Here is a 24,080-nt window from a genome sequence, read left to right on the forward strand (position 1 = left end):
ATATGGCGAAAAAACAGAAACGATTGGTCTTATCCTTGACAAAATTTCTGACAAATCTTTTTCTTAATGCTAAATACTCGATTTCTTTACTTGCGCATACTGTCTTCGTATCACCGATTCGGCAGGTTTGTTCTGGGGCGTAAAACGGTTGTCCCCACGGCCTCCGACTTGGTCGTGTTGCATAAACCATTTCCAAACAAAACCTCCGGCGAACCAGTCCTCGTTCCAAAACTCGTCGAAAAGTACCTGGGTGGCCCTAGCTTGGGCCTCAAGGTTTACACGCTCTTGGTTACGGTCCACCAACCAAGGTTTTTTTCCTGTAAAATCCATGCTTCGGTATCCAAACTCCGTGAATAAAACCGGTCTGTCAACCCGTTCGGCCAATTCCCGCATCTTACTTTTCCAAGGTTGCCAGCCTTTGGTGAGCGTTTCAACAGTTGGGTTTTGCTTTTCGCATAATGGGAAATACGCGTTTACGCCTATATAATCCAAATCTGCCCAAAAAGGAGTTTTTTCATATTCGTCCCAATTGGCCGCATAAGTCACTTTTCCATTATAGACCGTTCTTACTTTTTGAATCAAATCATTCCAAAACTCAGGCCTTTCGTCCACGAATGTCTTTAACTCTGTACCTATACAAAAAATATCACTTTGGGTTTCTTCGGCCATTTCGGCATAAAGCAGAATAAAATCTTCGTAGGAAGCTTCCAGTTTTTCCCACTCTTCTTCGGATGGCATTTTCATATTACCGGTAAATTTCCCGTCCCAAATCCAAATTTGGGGCTTCACCATCACCTTTATACCATTTTGATGCAACTTTTCTATGTATTGCCTGGCTCCTTCCCTGCGTTCACCATACCATTGTCTGTCCGTATTAAAAATAAGTTCGGGTGAATCCACATCCTGAATAAACCCAAAAGGCATTATTGCGGCATAGTTGGCCTGCACCTCAAGAACCGGGTCGATATGATGCTGGGCCACTTCTTCTCCAGAGGACACAAAACTAACGCCGTTGACCTTATCAAACTTGCTACTGGCACAAGAGACAAAAACAAGGGCCCCTAAAAAAATCAGCTGCTTCATAATCATCGTGAACCCCTCTAAAATAATCATTTTAAAAAAGCAATAAGCTGCATAATTCTTACTAAATTTCATTTTGATGTTAAGTTTTTACCCAAAAAATCGACACATCAAACAATCAAACCCAACCCATGGAACACATCGTTATTATCGGAAATGGAATTGCAGGTGTTACCGCTTCAAGGCACATCCGAAAGCTTTCCGACAAAAGAATCACCATTGTTTCGGCAGAATCTGAATACTTTTTTTCCAGAACGGCTTTGATGTACGTGTACATGGGCCACATGAAGTTTGAGCACACCCAGCCCTACGAGAACCATTTTTGGAAGAAGAACCGGATAGCATTGGTTCATGGCTACGTCACCAAGGTAAATACGGAAGAAAAACTGCTTCACATTAATGGTGCGCCAGACCTCAACTACGATAAACTGATCATTGCCACAGGCTCCAAACCCAACAAATTCGGATGGCCGGGGCAGGATTTGGATGGCGTTCAAGGACTCTACTCCAAACAGGATTTGGAATTGTTGGAAGAAAATGCCCCAAACAACACCGTTTGCAAACGTGCCGTCATAGTAGGTGGTGGATTGATTGGGATTGAATTGGCAGAAATGCTCCGAACCAGAAATATTCCCGTTACTTTTTTGGTTCGAGAGAAGAGTTTTTGGAACAGCGTGTTGCCTTCGGGCGAATCGGAAATGATCAACGAACATATTCGGGAACATCATATTGATTTGCGCTTGGGGGTTTCGCTGAAGGAAATCAACCCCGATGAAAACGGAAGGGTAAGATCCGTGACATTGGAAACTGAAGAAGAAATTGAATGTAATTTGGTCGGGTTGACGGCCGGCGTTACACCGAATATTGATTTTCTCAAAGATTCGGGCATCGATTTGGGCCGTGGCGTAAAAGTGAATCGTTTTTTAGAGACCAACGTTGAAGATGTGTATGCCATTGGTGATTGTGCGGAACAGCACAAAGCTATCGGTAACAGAAGACCCGTTGAAGCGGTTTGGTACACGGGGCGGATGATGGGCGAAGCGCTGGCCCAAACCATTTGCGGCAACCGTATGGCATACAATCCCGGACACTGGTTCAACTCCGCCAAATTTCTGGACATTGAGTACCAAACCTATGGTTGGGTGTTCCCAGAGAGAAAGAAAAAAGAAAACGAAGCCCATTTCCATTGGAGGCATCCCAAAGAAAAAATTTGCATCACCATTGCTTTTGATAAGCATTCCGAAACGCTATTGGGCATCAACACCTTTGGCATTCGTTTACGCCACGAAATTTTTGACAGATGGCTCAGTGAAAATAAAACTATCGATTTTGTAATGGAACATCTTATCGACGCCAATTTTGACCCAGAATTCTATAAGAACTTTGAATCGCAGATCGTATCCAAATACAATTCCGATTTTGGAAAATCCATCAAACTGAAAAAGAAAAACCTAAAACGCATCTTCCAATTGGGTTGATTGGTTTATGGTCTATTGGAAAATATCAGAACAAAGGAAAAACAAACAATGAACAACCAAACACATAGTCCGAGTATGGCCTTAACGGGCGAACCACCAAAAAGTTTGAGCATCGGTCAGAAACTTGCTGTTTTTTTAGGAATGTCAGGACTGGGCATTTTGCTTTTGGCCGTTTTTAATGTCAATTTCCCGAACAAGACCTTGTGGATGACCTTGTCCTTATCGGCGATCAGCATGGGAACCATTTGGTTTTCTTGGGATGCGTATTCCAAAAAAAATCCGGGCATTAAAAATGATGGTGTTTGGTTCAAGTCCATTTCCAGCCGTGGGCTCTGGGCATGGATAGCAGGCTTGGCCCTGACTGGCTTTTATATCGTGCTCTATTTTTATCCGGAATATCTTGGCCTTGTCAGCGAAGGGGACAACAAAGGTGTAATCGGCCTTTTTGACCCGCTCAGCAAATTCTTGAGCGGTAACCCGGCCAGTCAATGGTTTGTTTACGGAACGCTCTACACCGTTGCCATTTTAGTTTTCGGCATCAAGTTCCTGTGGAAATACCGCCATAACCGATATGAGAGATTGCGAACGTGGAGCGTCATGTTTTTTCAGTTGGCCTTTGCATTCATCATCCCGGAATTAATGGCCCGTTTGAACGGTGATAAAATTTTGAACGGGGGCAGTCTGCCCTATTATGACCTCAAAAATATTTGGCCGCTCAACTATTACAATTTTGAAGGCTATCGCATCAAAGCGTTTTTAAGTTCGGGGGAAATCGGTTTTGCCCTATTGATTTTTGGCATCCTCTCCATTTTTGTCATCACTCCCATCCTCACCTACAAATATGGTAAAAGATGGTACTGCTCTTGGGTCTGTGGTTGTGGCGGATTGGCGGAAACTGCCGGGGATTCATTCAGGCAATTGAGCGATAAGTCCACTTTTGCATGGAAAGTGGAACGCTGGGTAGTGCACAGCGTAGTGGTATTTGTTACTTTGATGACCACTGCGGTGATTTATTCCTATTTAGGTACCGATACGAGCAAATACTGGTTGACGAAAAGCTCCTTTTTGATTGGCGTGGCCGTTTTACTCACGTTGGTTTTTGGTTGGGCCATGATCTTTAAACGGGACCAACTTCAAAAAGATGCCCAATATGGGGCCATTGGTTACTTTGTAATTATCATAGCCCTGATTGGATTCCACTTTTTTAGCGGTGATGGCGAGGTTTTCCTTTTCAAATCGGGTACGCTACGCAAATCGTACTCCTTTTTGATCGGGAGCATATTTTCCGGAGTGATCGGAACGGGCTTCTATCCCATTTTTGGCAGTAGGGTATGGTGCCGATTCGGCTGTCCCATGGCCGCCATCCTCGGTTTTCAACAAAAACTGTTCTCCCGGTTCAGAATTACCACCAACGGCGGACAGTGCATCTCTTGCGGCAATTGTTCGGTTTACTGCGAAATGGGCATCGATGTACGTGCCTATGCTCAAAAAGGCGAGAACATAGTCCGTTCAAGCTGTGTTGGTTGTGGAATTTGCTCGGCCGTTTGTCCACGTGGAGTACTCAAATTGGAGAACGGTCCTTTGGAAGGAAGAATAGATAGCAACCAAGTGCTGTTGGGCAATGATGTGGATTTGATGTCACTCGTCAACAAAAAGTAAACCATCGTTCTTTTTTGAACATTCCCGGTCACATATCGATTGAAAATTTTAGTTTTGGCACCTGTTAACACCAACTAAAATTCATTCCCAGCCAATGGCGGATATCAGGGTCATTATCCCAGCAATCAACGAAGGAAATTCCATTGGCTTGGTAGTCTCGGAAATCCCAAAACATGTATCCGAAATCGTGGTCGTCGACAACGGTTCCGAGGACGATACCGTAGCAAATGCCAAGAAAGCGGGAGCAACCGTAATCTCAGAAAACCGCAAGGGCTATGGGTTTGCCTGTTTGAAGGGATTAAATTACATATCGGAACGATCTAAAACACCCGACATTATCGTATTTATCGACGGGGATTATTCAGATTATCCAGAAGAATTGGATAAGATTGTTGCCCCAATTTTGGAAAATGACATCGATTTTGTGGTCGGGGCGCGAAAAAAATCACTTCGCGAACCGGGATCAATGACCCCACAGCAGGTTTTTGGCAACAAATTGGCCACATTTTTAATGCGATTATTTTTCACATCGAGATTTACGGATTTAGGACCTTTTAGGGCGATAAAATACGAAAAGCTCAAAGAATTGAAGATGCAGGATACCACTTATGGCTGGACAGTGGAAATGCAGTTAAAAATTTTAAGAAAAAAAATGTCATATATCGAAGTTCCAGTGCGTTACAAACGAAGAATTGGTGAGTCAAAAGTTTCAGGTACGGTAAAAGGTACTATATTTGCGGGCATAAAAATATTAGGTTGGATCTTTAAATACAGTTTAAAATAATGGGACTCGCTATCGTTTACATCATCATTGCTATTTACAGTACGGCCTTAATATTGATATTCTTTTACAGTCTTGCCCAGTTGAATCTTTTGATCAACTACCTCGGCTATAAAAAACGAAACGAGGAAGCCCCAAAATTCAATCTTCTCGATCCCAAGGAAATTCCATTCGTTACCATTCAACTTCCCATCTACAACGAGGAATATGTGATGGAACGTTTGTTGGAGAACATATCCAAAATTGAATATCCAAAAAGTAAATTGGAAATCCAGGTATTGGACGATTCCACAGACGATTCCGTGGTAGAAACGGCCCGAAGGGTACAAGAGCTTCAGGAAACCGGGTTGGACATACAACATATCCGCCGGGAAAATAGACAAGGTTTTAAAGCAGGTGCTTTAAAAGAAGGACTGGAAATCGCCAAAGGCGACTTTATCGCCATTTTTGATGCCGACTTTTTGCCCGAAGCCGATTGGCTCAAGAAAACCGTTCCCTATTTCAAAGATCAGGAAATCGGTGTGGTACAGACCCGCTGGGGGCATATCAACAGAGACTACTCCACCCTTACCCGTATCCAGGCCTTTGCCTTGGATGCACACTTTACCCTGGAGCAAGTAGGAAGAAACTCAAAAGGACACTTCATCAATTTCAACGGTACCGCAGGTATTTGGAGAAAAGATTGTATACTGGACGCAGGAAACTGGGAAGGCGACACCTTGACCGAAGACTTAGATTTGAGCTACCGTGCCCAATTGAAAAACTGGAAGTTCAAGTATTTGGAAGACGTGGAGACCCCAGCAGAGCTTCCCGTTGTGATCAGTGCCGCACGCTCACAACAGTTCCGTTGGAACAAAGGTGGGGCCGAAAACTTCAGGAAAACCGTATTGAGCGTTATTACGGCCAAAAATATACCCTTTAAAACCAAATTCCACGGAGTAATGCACTTGTTGAACAGTTCCATGTTCCTTTGTGTATTCATCGTGGCCTTGTTGAGCATTCCCATGCTCTATATTAAAAACACTTATGCCCATTTAGGTTGGATATTTGAGGTGACGAGCTTCTTTATTTTGAGCACCATCATTCTGTTTGTTTGTTATTGGTTTACCTACAAAAGCATTCAGGGCAGCAGTTTCGACAATTTTGTGGACTATATTAAACTCTTCTTTACCTTCTTCTCGGTGGCATTGGGCTTCTCTTTGCACAATACCGTAGCTGTTTTGGAAGGACATTTGGGCAAACGAAGCGAGTTTGTACGTACACCAAAGTTCAACATCAACAGTATTAAGGACACCTGGAAGGGCAACAAATATTTGACCAACAAATTATCGCCCAACATGATCTTGGAGTTTGCCCTGATGATCTATTTCCTCTTTGGTATGTACAGCGCCATACCATTGAACGATTACGGATTGTTCCCTTTCCACCTCATGTTGTTCCTAGGTTTTGGATTTGTATTCTTTAAATCCTTAACTTCCAAGGCATAAAAAAACACCATGCAATCTTATTGGCGACTGCACAGATACCCGATATTGTTTGCTGTCGCCTGTATTTTATTCTACTGGAGCTTCGCTTACAATCTGGTACGCACCGATTTTGTAAAGCTATTTATGCTCTTTGGAGCTCTATTTTTTCTGTGTTACAAACTTATACAGTTCGAGAAATGGAACTTTAAGTTTCTATTGGTCGTCGGAATATTGTTTCGGTTGGTATTCCTGATAGCCGAACCTAATCTCTCACAAGATATCTACAGGTTTATTTGGGACGGTGAGCTTATAAAGAACGGAATCAACCCGTATTTGTACACCCCCGACCAGATCATGGAGCAAGGAACCATATCATTCCCCAACATGAAGGAACTACGTGATGGGATGACCGACCTCAATGCAAAACATTACAGCAACTACCCACCCATCAACCAGATACTTTTTGCTTTTGCCGCCCTTTTGGGAGGTGGAAGTGTTTTGGGCTCCACCATTGCCATGCGATTGATCATAATCCTTGCCGATTTGGGCGTGCTTTATTTTGGGCGGAAGCTGCTGCAAAACCTGAACAAGGCCAACCATTTGGCCTTTTGGTACTTTTTGAATCCATTGGTCATTATCGAACTCACGGGAAACCTCCATTTTGAAGGCGTAATGCTCTTCTTTTTTGTTTGGGCACTTTATATGATCTCAAAAAACAAATGGTTGTGGGCAACACCGGTTTATGCCGTATCCATAATGGTTAAACTAATGCCGTTGCTGTTTTTACCCATCTTCATAAAGTATTTTGGGTTTAAAAAAAGTACAGCTTTTTATACGCTTGTCCTGCTTAGTTGTGCTGCATTGCTTCTTCCCTTTTACTCTTCGGTTTTTATAGAAAATTATTCAGAGACCGTAGGATTGTGGTTCTCCAACTTTGAATTCAATGCCAGCATGTACAATGTCGTAAAAAAGATTGCCGTAACCTATTACGAAGCCAAACCTTGGAAATTGATTGACTCCTACGGATCTATGCTCAAAAAAGCCATGGTGGCCATTGTAGTACTGATAGCCTTGTTACGGAAAAACCAAAAACTGGAAAGTGCAATCACCTCAATGGTGTTCGCTTTGGCGTGTTACTATTTCCTCTCCAGCACCGTACATCCATGGTACGTGGTGTTCCTTTTGGGCTTCGCCATCTTCACGGACTATAGGTTTCCCTTGGTTTGGTCCTTCACCATTATTCTTAGCTACTACGCCTACTCAAATCCCGATTTCAAAGAGAATTTAGGATTGTTGGCCATTGAATATATTTTGGTCATCGGCTTTTTTATTTATGAAATGATAGGAAGCAGGCCTAAAAAGTTATATTTCTTCAAAAAGTAATCACAACTTTAGTACAATTCGAATTAATTTGTACTTTAGCTATCATAATGAAAGGACAAGAGTACATATTTTCTTCTTTGAGCATAGCTGCTCCCATCAGTCCATTTACCCCCCGTCGTCGTCGCCCGTAAGGGTGCATCATATCAATTGGGAATAGGTGAGTCCATTTCCGCAGAACGACCAAATCTATTTTTTTAATTTTTTCAGAATAATCGCTTGCAATGGAAATTATTGTTGCTAACGAATCTCATTTTAAATACGCACAGATCATAAGTGATACCATAACCGAATCCGCCAAGGTCCGCGGCACAGGTATCGCCAGACGTACGCCCGAGTACATCATAAAACGTCTTCAGAACGGTAACGCCATCATTGCCTTGGACGGTGATAAATTTGCAGGTTTTTGTTACATCGAAGTATGGGGAAACAAGGATTTTGTGGCCAACTCCGGTTTGATCGTGCATCCCGACTACAGAAACCAAGGATTGGCCAAACAGATTAAAAAGGCCGTTTTTGACCTATCCAGAAAAAAATTCCCCGATGCCAAAATATTTGGCATCACCACAGGACTCGCCGTTATGAAGATGAACTACGAACTGGGCTATAGACCCGTAACCTTTTCCGAACTTACGGATGACCCTGAATTCTGGAAAGGTTGCCAGACCTGCAAAAACTTTGACATCCTGACCCGTACCGAGAAAAAAATGTGCCTTTGCACTGGAATGCTGTACGATCCAGCATCCAAAAAGCAGGAACCAAAAAAATTGAACAACAAGGCATTTCAACGCCTCAAAAGCATAAAGGAACAACTGTTTCTAAAAAAGAAAGACAAATAAGCGTCGGTTCGACGACAACCATATAAAGAATCAAAAAATGGAAAAATTAGTTTTAGCATATAGCGGCGGATTGGATACTTCATACTGTGCCAAATACCTATCGCAGGATGAAGGTTATGAAGTGCATGCAGTAAGCGTGAACACCGGAGGTTTCAGCAAAGCTGAAATTGAGGAAATCGAAGAAAAGGCCCTTGCCCTTGGTGCATCCAGTTACACCTCCATAGATGCCGTGGCCACGTTTTATGAAAAAGTAGTAAAATTTCTGATTTTCGGAAATGTGCTGCGAAACAATACATACCCACTTTCTGTAAGTGCCGAACGTATTGTACAGGCCATCGAAATTGTAACCCATGCAAAGAAAATTGGCGCAAAATACATCGCACACGGAAGTACCGGCGCAGGTAACGATCAAGTAAGGTTCGATATGATATTTCAAATCTTGGCCCCGGAAATTAAGATCATCACGCCGATCAGGGACAAAAAATTGGCCAGGGAAGAGGAAATCAATTACCTACAACAAAACGGTATCGATTACTCTTGGGAAAAAGCCAAATACTCCGTTAACCGAGGATTATGGGGAACATCCGTTGGGGGTGACGAAACGTTGACCTCCCATCTATCTCTGCCCGAAAGCGCCTATCCAAGCCAGTTGGAAAAAGAATTGTCCAAAGAGTTGAGGTTGACCTTTAAAAAAGGGGAATTGGTCGCTTTGGACGGCGAACAGGACACACCCGTGGCCAATATCGAAAAATTGTCGGCCATAGCATCCAAATATGCCATTGGCAGGGACATCCACGTGGGCGACACCATCATAGGAATCAAGGGAAGGGTCGGCTTTGAAGCCGCAGCCCCGTTGATCATCATCAAGGCACACCACCTGTTGGAAAAACATACCTTGAGCAAATGGCAGCAATTCCAAAAAGAGCAAATGGGCAATTTTTATGGCATGTTACTGCATGAAGGAAACTATCTGGACGAAGTAATGCGAAACATCGAAGCATTTTTGACCGATACCCAGAAACATGTTTCGGGGGATGTGTTCATTACCTTACATCCATACCGATTTGAGTTGAACGGAATTACTTCCGAACACGATTTGATGAATGCTTCCTTTGGAAGTTATGGCGAAATAAACAAAGGATGGACGGCCGATGATGCCAAAGGATTCATCAAAATTTTGTCCAACGCAGGTAAAATTGCAAACCATGTAAACCAAGATTCATGATCAAAACAGGAATCATAGGAGGTTCGGGCTATACCGGTGGGGAATTGATCAGGATTCTGCTCAACCATCCGCAGGCCCAAATCGATTTTGTATATAGTACCACAAGAGCGGGAAAGCCCATCAGTTCCGCCCATCAGGATTTATTAGGACTTACCGATCTGCAATTTTCCGGTGAAATCGACCCGGAGGTCGATGTGGTTTTTCTTTGTCTGGGCCATGGCAATTCCACTTCATTTTTGAAAGAGAACCATTTTTCGGCCTCAACAAAGGTCATTGACCTCAGCAATGATTTTAGATTACAAGCCGATTCTGTTTTTAACGGCCAACGGTTTATCTATGGGCTTCCCGAACTGAACAAGTCAGCCATTCAATCTGCCGAGGCCATTGCCAATCCAGGTTGTTTTGCCACGGCCATACAATTGGGGCTATTACCTTTGGCAAAGGCAGGTTTGCTTGGGGACGACGTCCACATAAACGCGGTCACCGGTAGCACCGGAGCGGGGGTGGGATTATCGGAAACGTCCCATTTTAGCTGGAGGAACAACAACGTTTCTTGGTACAAACCCTTTACCCATCAACATTTGGGAGAAATTGGAGAAAGTTTGAATTCCTTCGGAAGATCTGTCGGAAAACTGATTTTTCTTCCAAATCGAGGAAACTTTACCCGAGGTATTTTGGCAACATCCTACACCAAATTTTCGGGTAGCTTGGAAGATGCCAAGAAATTGTTCAACGATTTTTACAAAGACGCGGCTTTTACCCACATGTCGGAAGATGAACTTCATCTGAAACAAGTGGTGAACACCAATCAATGCCATATCCATTTACATAAACATGATGACCTCCTTTTAGTAACATCGGCCATCGACAATCTATTAAAAGGGGCATCCGGACAAGCAGTTCAAAATATGAATTTGATGTTCGGTTTCCCAGAAACCGAAGGTCTGTTGTTAAAAGCAGGAGTATTTTAAAACAGGTACCCTGAGCGGAGTCAAAGAGTACAACTAAACCAGATTCCTGCCTACGTAGGAATGACAAATAAAAGAACAAATGAAAATAGCCATTATAGGAGCGGGAAACTTGGGTCTGGCCATTGCAAAGGGCATTTTGCACAGCAACGGGGCCACTACCATGTACCTCACCAAACGAAACACCAAATCTATTCAGGAGTTTGAAAAATATGGGATAGTTACCGTTACCTCTGACAATAAAGAAGCGGTAACGAACTCCGACATTCTCATATTCGCGGTGCAACCGGGCCATTTTGAGAAGATATTGAACGAAACCAAAGACCTGCTTTCCGAAAAACACGTGATCATCAGCACAATTACGGGTTTTAAAATTCCCAGGATTGAAGAAATCATCGGATCGGACAAGTTTATCATCCGAAGTATGCCCAACACCGCGATTTCAGTGGGCAAATCAATGACCTGTATTTGTAGTAACGAATTGGGCAAAAAACGGATTGACCTCGCCAAGGCCATTTTTAACCGAATGGGACATACCATGGAAATCCCAGAGGACCAAATGCAGGCGGCCACCGTAATCTGCGCGAGCGGAATCGCGTTTTGGATGCGTTTGATTCGTGCCACGACCCAAGGAGCCATTCAATTGGGGTTTGATGCCAAGGAAGCACAAGAACTGGCCATGCACACCTGTAACGGAGCGGCAAGTCTGCTGATAGAATCGGGCAGTCATCCAGAAGAGGAGATAGACAGAGTGACCACTCCAAAGGGATGTACCATTGAAGGTTTGAACGAAATGGAACATCAGGGATTGAGCTCATCATTGATCAGGGGAATTGTATCCTCGTTTGAAAAAATCAGCCAAATCAGAAAAGGATAGTCCTTCATTGTCCCCTTAAAGGGACCTTAAAGGTGTAAAAGCAAAAAAATGAAATTATTCGACGTATACCCATTATATGACGTCACGCCCGTAAAAGCCAAGGGAATCGAGGTATGGGATGACAAAGGGGAGAAATATTTGGATTTTTATGGCGGGCATGCCGTAATATCTATTGGACATACACATCCTCATTATGTAAAGCGCATCAAGGACCAATTGGACAATATGGCTTTTTACAGCAACTCCGTACAAAACCCTTTGCAAGAAGCATTGGCCGAAAAGTTAGGTGATATGTCAGACTGTGCAAACTACGACCTTTTTATGTGCAATTCGGGGGCGGAAGCCAATGAAAATGCCCTGAAAATGGCGTCCTTTCACACCGGTAAATCCAAAGTAATTGCTTTTTCCAATAGTTTTCACGGGAGAACCTCTGCAGCCGTGGCCGCTACGGACAACCCAAGCATCAATGCTCCCATCAACAGGCAACAGGAGGTCACTTTCTTGACATTGAACGATTTTGATGCCTTTGAAAAGGCCATTGAAACTGGCACCTATTGTGCCGTTATTTTAGAGGCCATTCAAGGTGTGGGCGGATTGGACGAACCGACAACGGAGTTCTTTCAATTTATCGCCGATAAGTGCAAGGAACATCATGTGGTGCTAATTGCTGACGAAGTACAATCGGGCTACGGACGCAGTGGCAAGTTCTTTGCGTTTCAGCACCATGGCATCGAACCGGATATCATATCCATTGCCAAGGGAATGGGCAACGGTTTTCCCGTGGGCGGCATATTGATACATGAAAAATTTAAGCCATCATACGGTCTGTTGGGAACCACCTTCGGCGGCAACCATTTGGCATGCGCAGCCAGTTTGGCCGTATTGGAAGTTTTGGAAGACGAGAACCTCATCGAGAACGCCGAAACACTTGGGACGTATTTCAAGGAAAAAGCGGCCGAAATACCTGAAATCAAAAAAGTGAAGGGCAAAGGATTGATGATAGGTCTGGAATTTGATTTTGAAGTGGCCGAGCTGCGTAAAAAAATGATCATGGAGCAGCACATGTTTACCGGAAGTGCCAAAAACAAGAAATTGTTGCGCTTTTTACCAGCACTGAACATCACCAAAAACGACATTGACCTATTTTTTGAAGCGCTTAAAAAAGCATTATAATGAAGCATTATTTAACTGTTAACGATATAGAATCCCTGCCCGATTGGGTAGATGAAGCCATAACCCTGAAAAAAGACCCATATCGGTTCGAAGATTTGGGCAAGCGGAAAACCATCTGTTTATTGTTTTTCAACAATAGCCTGAGAACCCGTTTAAGCACACAAAAGGCGGCCATGCACCTTGGCATGGAAGTAATGATCATGAATTTTGGCAATGAAGGCTGGGCCTTGGAATATGGTGATGGCACCGTAATGGACCAAGGTACCTCGGAACATATCAAAGAGGCCGCACAAGTGGTTTCACAATATTCCGACATCGTTGCCATTCGAGCATTTGCCGGATTGGTGGACAAGGAAAAGGACGAAGCCGAGGAGGTCATCAATGGATTTGCCAAATATGCCACAATCCCAGTGGTAAATATGGAAAGTTCCGTAGGTCATCCGCTTCAGGCGTTGGCAGATGCCATTACCTTAAAGGAAAATGAAACGAAGAAGAAGCCCAAAGTGGTTTTGTCGTGGGCTCCACATCCCAAGGCTTTACCGCATGCGGTTGCCAATTCATTTATACAAATGATGAAAAGGCAAGATGCGGATTTTGTGATCGCCCATCCCGAAGGATATGAGCTCAATCCGGAATTGACCCAAGGCTGCACCATCGAATATGACCAGGACAAAGCTTTGGAAGGTGCCGATTTTGTATACGTAAAAAACTGGAGCAGTTATTCGGATTATGGAAAAGTGTTGAACAAGGATAAAAACTGGACCATCACCAAAGAGAAATTGGGCAATGCAAAATTCATGCACTGCCTACCCGTTCGAAGAAATATGATCGTGGAGGATGCCGTATTGGACGGAGAGCAGTCTTTAGTGGTGCAGCAGGCCAAAAACCGGATTTTTTCCGCTCAGATTGTCCTTAAAAAGATACTGGAAAGTACCTAAAATGAAGTATTATTGTTCAACCAACCCAACCTTAAAATGTGAATGACATCTGACACATTTACAAACAACACAAAAACAGATGAAACAAAGATTATCCGTAGTAAAAATTGGCGGCAACCTTATTGAAGACGCCGAGGGATGTAAGCAGGTATTGGAACTGTTCTCTAAAATGACCGACAACAAAATTTTGGTCCATGGCGGAGGCAACAAGGCCACCGAACTGGCCAACCTAATGGGGGTGGAATCCAAAATGGTCAATGGAAGACGTATCACCAATGCCGAAACCTTGGATATTGCCCTAATGGTCTATGGAGGTCTGTACAGTAAAAAAATAGTGGCCAAACTGCAATCCTTGGGCACCGATGCCATAGGAATGAGCGGAGCGGACGCCGATGCCATCCGTGCTCATAAAAGACCCAAAAAAAATGTAGACTTTGGATTTGTGGGCGATGTGGACACAGTAAATACCTACGGAATTTTTAAACTGCTCCAAGCAGGTTTCACTCCTATATTTTGTGCCCTCACCCACGATGGAAAAGGACAAATGTTGAACACCAACGCCGATACCATTGCAGCTGAATTGGCCATTGCCATGTCCGACCAATTTGAGACCACTCTTTATTATTGTTTCGAGAAAAAAGGAGTGCTTCAAGATATTGAGGATGAAAATTCCGTGATCAAGCATATCGATTCAAAAGGATACGACGAGCTACTGGCCTACGGCATCATAGCTGATGGCATGTTGCCAAAAATGCACAATTGCTTTTACGCGCTGCGCAACAACGTATCCAAGGTCTGTGTGGGCAACACCAACATGCTCGAAGCCGACAATTCAGAATATACTACCTTGACTTTATGAACATTACCCAAGACATATTAACGGAAAAAGCCATTGAACTGCTTAAAAAACTCATCAGCACACCGTCATTTTCAGGTGAAGAGGACAAAACAGGGGATGCCATACAAGAGTTTTTGCAGAGCTTTGGGGTTGATACCAAAAGACAGCACAACAACATTTACGCTTTCAACAAATATTTTGATGAAAGCAAACCGACCTTGTTGCTCAACTCCCACCACGATACTGTAAAACCGAACAGCGCCTATACCAAAGACCCTTTTGATGCACATATTGAAGATGGTAAACTCTACGGGCTCGGGAGTAATGATGCGGGAGGATGTTTGGTATCGTTATTGGCCACTTTCGTTCATTTTTATGAAAAAGAAGGGCTCAGCCATAACATTATTATGGCCGCCACCGGCGAAGAAGAGGATGCAGGAGAAAAAAGCATAAGGGCTTTGCTCCCTATTCTACCCCAAATTGATGTGGCCATCGTGGGCGAACCCACTTTAATGGATTTGGCCATTGCAGAAAAGGGATTGGTGGTCTTTGATGCTGTTGTGGAAGGAACCCCATCGCACGCAGCGCACCCGAATGATGACAACTGCATCTATAACGCCATTGAAACTTTGCAGTGGTTCAAGGATTATTCTTTTGAAAAGGTATCCGATGCTTTGGGTGAAGTAAAACTTACCGTGACGCAGATCAATGCGGGCAAACAACACAATGTGGTACCAGCCCAAGTGGATTTGGTAGTGGACGTTCGTGTGAACGATTGCTACTCCAATCAGGAAATTGCGGATATCCTTCAAAAAGAAGCGCCCTGCAAAATGACACCTCGCTCGCTACGTTTAAATTCGTCTTCCATTGACCCAAATCATGATCTGGTGAAGAGTGGATTGGCCCTCGGCCGAAAAACCTATGGCTCGCCAACCTTATCGGACCAAGCAGCCCTGACTTGTCAATCCGTGAAATTGGGGCCCGGCGACAGCACACGTTCGCATTCGGCCAACGAATTTATCTTTGTAAGGGAAATTGAAGAAGGAATAGATATTTACATCAAAACCCTAACGGGATTTTTGCAATAAAGCAAACGAAATTTGGGCCCTGAGCATAGTCGAAGGGCAATAGACAACGTAATCATGAGATTCCCGTTTTCAGGGGAATTACAAAAGAAAAGCTATGAAACTCTGGGACAAAGGATTCAGTACCGATAAAAAAATAGACCATTTTACCGTGGGCAACGACCGCGAACTGGATTTGGTTTTGGCCAAATATGACGTGATCGCCTCCAAAGCGCACGCCAAAATGCTGGGCAAAGTGGGACTGTTGTCCGAAGAAGAGGCCAAAGATTTGGTAAAAGCATTGGATGAAATCGCCAAAGACATTGATAAGGGCAAGTTTACCATTGAGGATGATTTTGAGGACATGCACTCCAAAATCGAGTTTATGTTGACGGAAAAATTGGGCGATACCGGAAAAAAAATACATTCCGCACGTTCCAGAAACGATCAAGTTTTGGTGGCTATGCAATTGTTCCTGAAAGATGAGTTGTCCGAAATAAAAAGTCAGGTAAAAACCCTGTTTGATCTGTTGATGAAACTTGCGGAAAAGCATAAAAATGTTTTGCTGCCGGGATACACCCACTTGCAAATTGCGATGCCTTCCTCTTTTGGGCTTTGGTTTTCTGCCTATGCCGAGAGTTTGGTGGACGATCTGTACTTTGTACAGGCCGCCCATAAAGTTGCGGACCAGAATCCGTTGGGTAGCGCAGCGGGCTATGGAAGCTCTTTCCCTATCGACCGAAGTTTTACTACGGAAGAAATGGAGTTTGCTACTCAAAAATATAATGTGGTGGCCGCCCAGATGGGTCGTGGCAAAGTTGAAAAGGCAACGGCCTTCGGAATATCCAGCGTGGCGGCTACGCTTTCCAAAATGGCGATGGACATTTGCCTGTACATGAGCCAGAATTTTGATTTTATCTCTTTCCCCAACGAACTCACAACGGGGAGCAGCATTATGCCGCACAAGAAAAACCCGGATGTGTTCGAATTGATCAGGGGCAAGTGCAATAAGATTCAAGCAGTGCCCAATCAATTGATCATGATTATGAACAATTTACCCAGTGGTTATCATCGGGACCTTCAATTGGTGAAAGAAGTGATCGTGCCCGCTTTGCAGGACATGCACGCCTGTTTGGAAATCATGACCTTCAGCCTAAAGGAAATCAAGATCAACAAAAACATTTTAGAAGACCCCAAATACGATTACCTCTTTAGTGTGGACACCTTGAACGAACTTGTAAAAAGCGGCATGCCGTTCCGTGATGCCTACAAGACCATGGGCAAGGCCATAGAAAATGGCAATTTTAAACCCAAACGCGATATCGAGCATACCCACGAGGGCAGTTTGGGCAATCTGTGCTTGGAGCAGATAAAGGAGAAAATGGAGGAATTGTTCTAACACAAAAGCTCTTTTTTTGGGAAAAATGTACATCCGTCAATTGAAACGGGACATTGGTCAATTTCCACTCGAGATTTAACAGGAAATCTACTAACTTCACTTATCGGTGGATATAATTCACCTTGTACTGAGCTTAGTCGAAGTATTAAAACGAATCATATCTTTGACGTTATAGCCAATTAAATGAATGGGAATCTTAAAAGACATATTCGGAAAACCAAGGACTCAAAAGTTCTCAAACGATCGACCTTACTTTGAGTCGTTGCTCCAATTAGGTCAGATTTCAAGCATCTTCGAATGGATATTTAATCCAGACCCAAAAACATCTCAGGACTGTGCCGTAGCGATTCATAGACTTCTTACTTCTCAGACAGCATTCAAAAATAAATCCTTATATCATTCCCTAAGACATATCTACTTAAAGAAAAAAGACCTATTGAAATTCTGCGACTTTGAAACAGATGTTCAAAATAGCTTGTTCTGTGTAGCTTCAATGAACGGTGACGGATACGTTCGAGAAGAAGCCCTAACTTTTCTGATTAATTCCCCAACTCAAAAGACTTTCCCTTTCATACTTTTTCGATTGGCAGACTGGGTTCCTACAATCAGACAGACTGCCGAAAATGGGGTGAGACAACTTATCCAACAGCAGGAACCGCGATTTCTTATTCGCCATCACAAAATCATTGACTGGTTACTAAAAGTTGAAAGAGCTGACCTTCAAGAAATTCACAAAGAAGTAACTGAGTTCATTTTTTCTGACAGAAATATTGAACAAATAATCCAAAGCCTTAAAGACTATGAAGAAGGAGACCGCTATTTCATATTCAGAAACTTAATCGCTCGCAACAAACTGGATAATCAAATATTTGAGAAAATTCTGACCGACAACAACTATTTGATTCGTCTGTTGGCAGTTCGGAATACAGACCTAATTGAACGACCAGAAATCTTAAAAAGACTACTAAACGATAGAAGTCAAAAAATCAGACATTACGCTATCAATAAAATTCCCGAATCCCAATTAGATGAATTCCAAACTGATTTGAATAACCTTCTATTTGACAATTCAACAGCAATACGAACGACTTGTCGTTCACTTCTTTCGAAACTCAGTAAACCAAATTTTGCCGAAAGATACCGAGAAGAAATTACGAGTAATCCCAAACCAGGAAGTATCATTGGACTGTCAGAAGTTGGCGACAAATCTGACCTAGGCAGGCTCAGTAAATTCCTAAATTCAGATTCTCCAAAACAAAGGGCTGCTGGACTTTTTGCTATTTCAAATTTGGATTATACCAAAGCAAGAGTACAGGCGTTTGAATTACTCAACGATTCATCAAATACTGTAAAAAAGACTTGCCTCAACATTATTTCAAAAGAAAAGTCTTTCGATGATTTGTCAAAGTTGAGAAGCATTTATGACAAAGGAACCATTGAGACAAAACGATTTGCCTTGAAAATAATTAGCAAATACGGAGGTTGGAATATTGTGGGTGACTTTCTAAAAGGAATTAATGAAGCAGATAAAAAAATAAACCAGACAGCTTTTGCTTTTCTCAATGGCTGGTATAACTACTCTATCAGACTTGGAACGAAACAAAAAGAATCAGACAAAGAGTATGTAATGGGAATTTATAAGGAATTGAATTTCGAGAGACTTGAAGTTCCCCGCGACATAAAGATGATAACAGATGAGATTCCATTCATATTTGGACAGAAATAAAAAAACTGACTACGACATCGTGTATAGCAGATAGCCGCCTTTCGAGACGGCAACGTGGCATACACAGGGCCAATACTGCAACACCTAAATCGCTCCCAACCACTATATCCTAAATCCACCAATATTGATTGAACTTAGTTATTTGATAGTATAGCCGCACTAGTTTTAATTCATTGTTAAAAAACAAAGTAAATTATTACATTTACTTCACTAAACAAACAATGATCAACCCAACCAACCCCACCCCCGCTTTTATAGCTTTTGCTATATTCCTTTGTGCATTTTCATTTGCCCAAAAGAAAAATGTCGATTACAAAATCCATCTGTATAAAACCGACGAAACCTTTACCATTGATGGTATTGGTGATGAGGCCACTTGGCAAAAAGCTGAGGCCGCCAAGGACTTCTTTATGGTTTTGCCCATGGACGACCGCAAGGCCACACAACCCTCCGAAGTAAAAATGGCCTACGATGACAGACAGCTCTATCTCTTGGCCACCTTTTTTAAGACCCCTGGCAACACCTATGTAGTCGAATCGCTCCGCAGGGACTTCTCCTTTGGGGGCAACGATAATTTTTTATTGTTCATGGACCCGTTCAACAACCAGACCACGGGGTTTAGTTTTGGGGCAAACGCTTATGGCGCCCAATGGGACGGGACTATGTCCAACGGTGGTAGCATTGACCTCAACTGGGACAGTAAATGGGTATCCGAAGTACAGAGCTACGAAGACAAATGGGTCGTTGAAATGGCCATTCCATTTAAGTCCATCCGATATGAAAAAGATGTGACCGAGTGGGGCGTTAATTTTTCGAGATTGGATTTGAGCACCAACGAAAAATCCAGCTGGACACCGATTCCACGACAGTTCCCAACCGCCTCTTTGGCCTATACGGGCACCATGGTCTGGGACAATCCACCACCCAAACAGGGGCTCAACTACTCCATTATCCCTTATGTTTTGGGTACCGTTGGCAATTCGAGTATTGAAGGTATTTCGTATGACAACGAATTTAAAGTGGGGGGCGATGTAAAATTGGGGCTTACGTCATCCTTGAATCTGGATTTGACCCTCAATCCCGATTTTTCGCAGGTGGAAGCCGACCGCCAAGTGGCCAATTTGACCCGATTTGAGCTATTTTTTCCTGAAAGACGGCAATTTTTCCTAGAAAATGCAGACCTCTTTGCCAGTTTCGGATACGATGAGATTCGCCCCTTCTTTTCCCGCAGAATCGGATTGGGCGTGCCCATTGTTGCCGGGGCCAGGGTAAGTGGCAACTTGAACCGCAACCTTCGTTTGGGCATGATGGACATGCAGACCGACAAGTTGGACGAAACGGGACTGCCCAGTCAAAATTTTGCCGTGCTTTCGTTGCAGCAAAAAGTGTTTTCCCGCTCCAATATCGGCCTCATGTTCGTTAATAAGGAATCGCTGGATTACAATTCCCTAGCGGATAGCCTTCAAACAAAGTATACGAAATTCAACAGGAACTTTGGGCTGGAATACAATCTGGCCTCTGCGGACAACAAGTACAACGGAAAGGTTTTTATGCTGAAATCGTTTGGGCCCGACTCTTCTTACAACGGTTTTGCGCAAGGTGCCAACCTGGAATACAGTAGCAGAAAATGGAACTGGCGGGTACAACAGGAATATATTTCCGATGATTTTACATCCGAAGTGGGTTTTGTGCCGCGCAAAAACTATATCAAACTGGAAGGTTCCGTTGGACATTTATTTTTGCCGGCGAGCGAAAAGGTTGTGAGTCATGGCCCGCAGTATACGGGCTTTTATTATTTCGACCCAAGCATGAATTCCACCGATTATGTATCCATTTTGGGGTATACGGTAAACTTTATTGATCGTAGTTCCTTGGGGGTGGATGTTTTTAACGAATATGTACAACTCTTGGCCCCGTTCGACCCCACCAACACGGGAAAGGAAGAATTGGATACTGGCACCACGCACCACTGGAACGGCATGTACTTGTACTACAATTCGCGACCCAAAAGCCTGTTCACCTATAATCTCACCACCCGGTTGGGCCGTTATTTTTCCGGGGGATACCGCACCAACCTTAATGCGGAACTCGGTTATAGGTTTCAACCCTATGTGAGTTTGGGCGCCGTACTGAGCTATAACAATCTTGATTTGCCCGAACCATGGTACACCACCGATTTTTGGCTGGTGGGCACGGAGGCCGATATTACTTTTACGAATAAATTGTTTTGGAACACGCTGTTCCAGTACAACGAACAGATCAATAATTTCGGAATCAACTCCCGATTGCAATGGCGCTACGCACCAGCTTCCGATTTATTTTTGGTCTTCAACAACAATGAACAACTATCGCCGCTGGAAGGAAATCTATGGTCGTTGACGCTCAAGTTTACCTATTGGTTTAATCGATAATGAAGGAGAATTCTCCTTGACGGACAAAGCTTACGTTTGAACTAAGTCTTTTCCTTTATATTATAGTTAATTGGTATTTTAAAATCTCATAAAAACTAACATGAAAAAGCTATTCTTTTTTTACTTTACGATTTTATTCACTCTTTTTTCATGCTCCAAAGGTTCGACTGAGAATCCGGAACCAAATTCTGAAAACCCAAATCAAGAAGAACCAAAAGAAGAGGAAGTTGTTTATTTCACAATCAAAGTCGACGACGATTACTTTAGTTCTGGAAGTGAAGGCTGGGTTGTAAGCCACGATATAAACAATGGAAACATCTTGGATTATGGCCAGTTGGAAAATGGAAAAACAACCAGCTTTACTAAACAAGCTTCCTCAACACTATTGGAACACAATATAAGCTTGATCAATGTTTCCAATAATAATGGGAATATCTATTATCGAATTACCAGCTATACTTTTGTAAAATCAGATGAAGTTTGGCAACTTGGTAATCAATATAATAACTATGTTGACCCAAGAGGGGATGCCATTGGTGAAATATCAATTAATGCCAACAATTTGGTCCTACCCGGCTCTTGGATAATCTCCAACAAGCATGGATCCGCACTTTCTGGTGGTTCAAGTACAACCTCGAACAACGATTTGACCAGTGTTTTCTTTGAAAACATTCCTCTATTCGAAGAAAATAGGTACTTATTTTCTGTTTATGACATCTACGGTGAGGTCAATTATCTATTTATGGACAACTTAAACAATGGAGATAATATAACTTTTGATGGAACTCAGCTACAATCTTTCGACAATACCGTGTTGGCCTCAGTACCTGAAGGAGGAGAATTCTTTGTATCTGTATATGGGTTTGAGGAAAATCAAGAGTTTGATGAGGGCGGTGGATATATTTTAGGCATGTTACTTCCGTTCGAAAATGATAAAATAACTACCGAATACATAAAGCTCGGGTATCTGAATACTTTCAACAAATACATTACCTCATTCACATATTCAAAGGATAGATTCAACTTTAACTTTAAAAAGTATGGTGAAGCTCCGTTAGGTATACCAATGACCAGCAAGGAAAACTGGAATGTTGAGGTTATTGATAATTCCGTTGATAGTTTTGCTTATAATGGGGTTTCTCATCATCAGTTCTCAAGACAAATGCATTCTTGGAGGGTAAGTTCAGGTGAACGTAATACTGATTACATAGAAACAAGTTGGTCTATAAATCAAGGTAAATTTTACTACACTTTTGACTTTAAATTACCAGACGAGATTTTAACAACCTACCCCAAAATGGATATAGAAGGATTGAATTATGAAAGTAGCTTTTTTCATCTGAATGAATATGACTACAATGGGTTTTTGAATGCTACTTTTGTAAATCCAAATCCTGAATTGTTACGTGACCAACACTTTTATCGCATGGATTTGGAATAATGATAGCACCTTATTCCAGCACGTTTGTTTGAACGACTTTCTTATTACAAATATTCTAAATCCGTCAACCCAAAAGGGGCATTCGTCAATTCATGGGTAATTTAACCCTACATTTCATTTAACTTCCGCCATATACTGCCCAATGCGCAGAAACAATCAAAAATAACGGATGAAATGAGACAATTTATAATGACCCTAATTGGTATTCTATCTATTGCCACAAGTTGTAAATATGAGCCAAAGGAAAGGGAAGAATCCATCACAATTCCAAAAAAGGTTGAACACCACCTTTCAAAAATGGATTCTCTCAAAAAGAAGTTCAAACCCGACACTACAATTGCGGGCATTGTCCTTCTCAATTCCAAAAATGTGGATAGTATACTGGGAAACAACGTAATGGAAAGGCTTGTGCACAAGGGGTTACCAAATACAAGCGTGGTTTCAAAAGATTCCGAACAACAACTTACCATTTATTTCCACCCAGGAAATGGGGCCAAGGAATTTTCAGAATTTCATGTTGCCCATGCCGTCGGTACAGAGAAAAAGGAATTGGTAATGAAAGAGAATGAATTCAAAACTGAAAGCGGCATAAAACTAGGCATCGAATTAGCTGACCTTAAAGCCATCAAAGGCGAACCGCACAGTATAACGAACATGGATAATGTCACCGTTCTACATTACAGGATAGATGATTTTGAGACCTCAAAATTCCTTAAGAGATATAATATGCCGGTGTATTATGCTGATTATGAGTTTTCCAACGGTCATTTGAGAGCGTTTAAGTTCGGATTCGAATACCCATAAACAGGTGATATTGGACAAACATACGGGCACCTTGTCCATTGCTGAGGGTGTAGGATTTGGTCCCCATACTGATTTTAATAGGATAAAAAATTGGCAACTTGGCGAGAATCTTGAAGTCATTGGGACCTCGGATGCTCAAGAACAGAAAATAACTTTTCGGAATATTGTGATCGATGATGACTATTTCATTTTTCGCTTAAGTTTCAGCTATAACAAATTAAACCTTTGCGAGATTTTTATCAGCCCTGTCCCCTTTGAATTCAATCAAGATTGGAACAGTTGGAGCTATGAAGACGAAATGAAACATCTGGAATATTGTAAAGCTTGGCTCCAAAAAGAGGTCGGGGAAACACGGGATTTTGATTGGGGGCACATTTGGTGCGGCTACGATAGTTTGGGCGGATTTAGCAGCATAAAAATCAGATATAGTTAAAAAAACAGGCATCCGTCAATTCATAAGGGGCATTCATCAATTGGTGGCTACCGCATTGGTCAGTTTTACTCATCTTTATTTTCAAATCTTATCAATTTAT

General features: G+C 42.5%; 20 protein-coding genes. 19 read left to right on the forward strand and 1 reads right to left on the reverse strand.

The features are described 5' to 3' along the window. Positions 1-69 precede the first annotated feature (69 nt). Entirely contained in the window at positions 70-1,083 is a 1,014-nt protein-coding gene (locus tag GVT53_RS15015) for a glycoside hydrolase family 113 (protein WP_166249311.1), read from the reverse strand. A gap of 128 nt (positions 1,084-1,211) precedes the next feature. Here GVT53_RS15015 and GVT53_RS15020 point away from each other — a divergent pair, with 128 nt between their 5' ends. The 19 genes from GVT53_RS15020 (at position 1,212) to GVT53_RS15110 (ending at position 23,980) form a co-directional block, all read left to right on the forward strand. Then, entirely contained in the window at positions 1,212-2,558 is a 1,347-nt protein-coding gene (locus GVT53_RS15020; protein WP_166249312.1) for an NAD(P)/FAD-dependent oxidoreductase, read from the forward strand. 48 nt (positions 2,559-2,606) lie between these two features. Next, positions 2,607-4,217, forward strand: a complete 1,611-nt coding sequence (locus tag GVT53_RS15025) for a 4Fe-4S binding protein (protein WP_166249313.1) — start codon at positions 2,607-2,609, stop codon at positions 4,215-4,217. A gap of 94 nt (positions 4,218-4,311) precedes the next feature. Next, the gene (locus GVT53_RS15030; protein WP_166249314.1) at positions 4,312-5,001 is read left to right on the forward strand and encodes a glycosyltransferase family 2 protein; all 690 of its coding nucleotides are present in this window, start codon (positions 4,312-4,314) and stop codon (positions 4,999-5,001) included. Next, complete coding sequence (locus tag GVT53_RS15035; RefSeq protein WP_166249315.1) at positions 5,001-6,485, forward strand: cellulose synthase family protein; 1,485 nt, start codon at positions 5,001-5,003, stop codon at positions 6,483-6,485. Before GVT53_RS15030 ends, GVT53_RS15035 begins: the two co-directional genes overlap by 1 nt. A 9-nt stretch (positions 6,486-6,494) precedes the next feature. Further along, positions 6,495-7,847, forward strand: a complete 1,353-nt coding sequence (mptB, locus tag GVT53_RS15040) for a polyprenol phosphomannose-dependent alpha 1,6 mannosyltransferase MptB (RefSeq protein ID WP_166249316.1) — start codon at positions 6,495-6,497, stop codon at positions 7,845-7,847. Positions 7,848-8,068: 221 nt separating this feature from the next. Then, positions 8,069-8,683: a GNAT family N-acetyltransferase gene (locus GVT53_RS15045; protein WP_166249317.1), complete on the forward strand. Its 615-nt coding sequence runs from the start codon at positions 8,069-8,071 to the stop codon at positions 8,681-8,683. A 37-nt stretch (positions 8,684-8,720) separates the two neighbouring features. Beyond that, positions 8,721-9,908 (forward strand): argininosuccinate synthase, encoded by a 1,188-nt coding sequence (locus tag GVT53_RS15050; protein WP_166249318.1) that lies wholly within the window; start codon positions 8,721-8,723, stop codon positions 9,906-9,908. After that, positions 9,905-10,879 carry an N-acetyl-gamma-glutamyl-phosphate reductase gene (gene argC, locus GVT53_RS15055; RefSeq protein WP_166249319.1) on the forward strand — a complete coding sequence of 325 codons (975 nt, stop codon included), beginning with the start codon at positions 9,905-9,907 and terminating at the stop codon, positions 10,877-10,879. The genes GVT53_RS15050 and argC overlap by 4 nt, the downstream gene beginning before the upstream one ends. Positions 10,880-10,958: 79 nt before the next feature. Further along, complete coding sequence (gene proC, locus GVT53_RS15060) at positions 10,959-11,753, forward strand: pyrroline-5-carboxylate reductase (protein ID WP_166249320.1); 795 nt, start codon at positions 10,959-10,961, stop codon at positions 11,751-11,753. 48 nt (positions 11,754-11,801) lie between these two features. Next, positions 11,802-12,926: an aspartate aminotransferase family protein gene (locus GVT53_RS15065; protein ID WP_166249321.1), complete on the forward strand. Its 1,125-nt coding sequence runs from the start codon at positions 11,802-11,804 to the stop codon at positions 12,924-12,926. Then, on the forward strand, positions 12,926-13,864 hold the full coding sequence (locus GVT53_RS15070) for an N-acetylornithine carbamoyltransferase (RefSeq protein ID WP_166249322.1): 939 nt from the start codon (positions 12,926-12,928) through the stop codon (positions 13,862-13,864). Before GVT53_RS15065 ends, GVT53_RS15070 begins: the two co-directional genes overlap by 1 nt. Positions 13,865-13,943: 79 nt before the next feature. Next, complete coding sequence (gene argB, locus GVT53_RS15075) at positions 13,944-14,723, forward strand: acetylglutamate kinase (RefSeq protein ID WP_166249323.1); 780 nt, start codon at positions 13,944-13,946, stop codon at positions 14,721-14,723. Further along, complete coding sequence (locus GVT53_RS15080) at positions 14,720-15,790, forward strand: M20 family metallo-hydrolase (protein WP_166249324.1); 1,071 nt, start codon at positions 14,720-14,722, stop codon at positions 15,788-15,790. The genes argB and GVT53_RS15080 overlap by 4 nt, the downstream gene beginning before the upstream one ends. Positions 15,791-15,884: 94 nt before the next feature. Further along, positions 15,885-17,165: an argininosuccinate lyase gene (argH, locus tag GVT53_RS15085; RefSeq protein ID WP_166249325.1), complete on the forward strand. Its 1,281-nt coding sequence runs from the start codon at positions 15,885-15,887 to the stop codon at positions 17,163-17,165. Between the two features lie 187 nt (positions 17,166-17,352). Then, positions 17,353-18,891, forward strand: a complete 1,539-nt coding sequence (locus GVT53_RS15090) for a HEAT repeat domain-containing protein (RefSeq protein ID WP_166249326.1) — start codon at positions 17,353-17,355, stop codon at positions 18,889-18,891. A 221-nt stretch (positions 18,892-19,112) separates the two neighbouring features. Then, a complete protein-coding gene (locus GVT53_RS15095; RefSeq protein ID WP_166249327.1) occupies positions 19,113-21,302 on the forward strand; it encodes a DUF5916 domain-containing protein in 2,190 nt (729 codons plus the stop codon). 100 nt (positions 21,303-21,402) lie between these two features. Beyond that, positions 21,403-22,743 (forward strand): hypothetical protein, encoded by a 1,341-nt coding sequence (locus GVT53_RS15100; RefSeq protein WP_166249328.1) that lies wholly within the window; start codon positions 21,403-21,405, stop codon positions 22,741-22,743. A 174-nt stretch (positions 22,744-22,917) separates the two neighbouring features. Next, the gene (locus tag GVT53_RS15105; RefSeq protein WP_166249329.1) at positions 22,918-23,547 is read left to right on the forward strand and encodes a hypothetical protein; all 630 of its coding nucleotides are present in this window, start codon (positions 22,918-22,920) and stop codon (positions 23,545-23,547) included. A 10-nt stretch (positions 23,548-23,557) separates the two neighbouring features. Continuing rightward, positions 23,558-23,980, forward strand: a complete 423-nt coding sequence (locus tag GVT53_RS15110) for a hypothetical protein (protein ID WP_166249330.1) — start codon at positions 23,558-23,560, stop codon at positions 23,978-23,980. Positions 23,981-24,080 lie beyond the last annotated feature (100 nt).

The sequence above is a fragment of the Flagellimonas oceani genome (assembly GCF_011068285.1).
GTDB classification, from domain to species: domain Bacteria; phylum Bacteroidota; class Bacteroidia; order Flavobacteriales; family Flavobacteriaceae; genus Flagellimonas; species Flagellimonas oceani.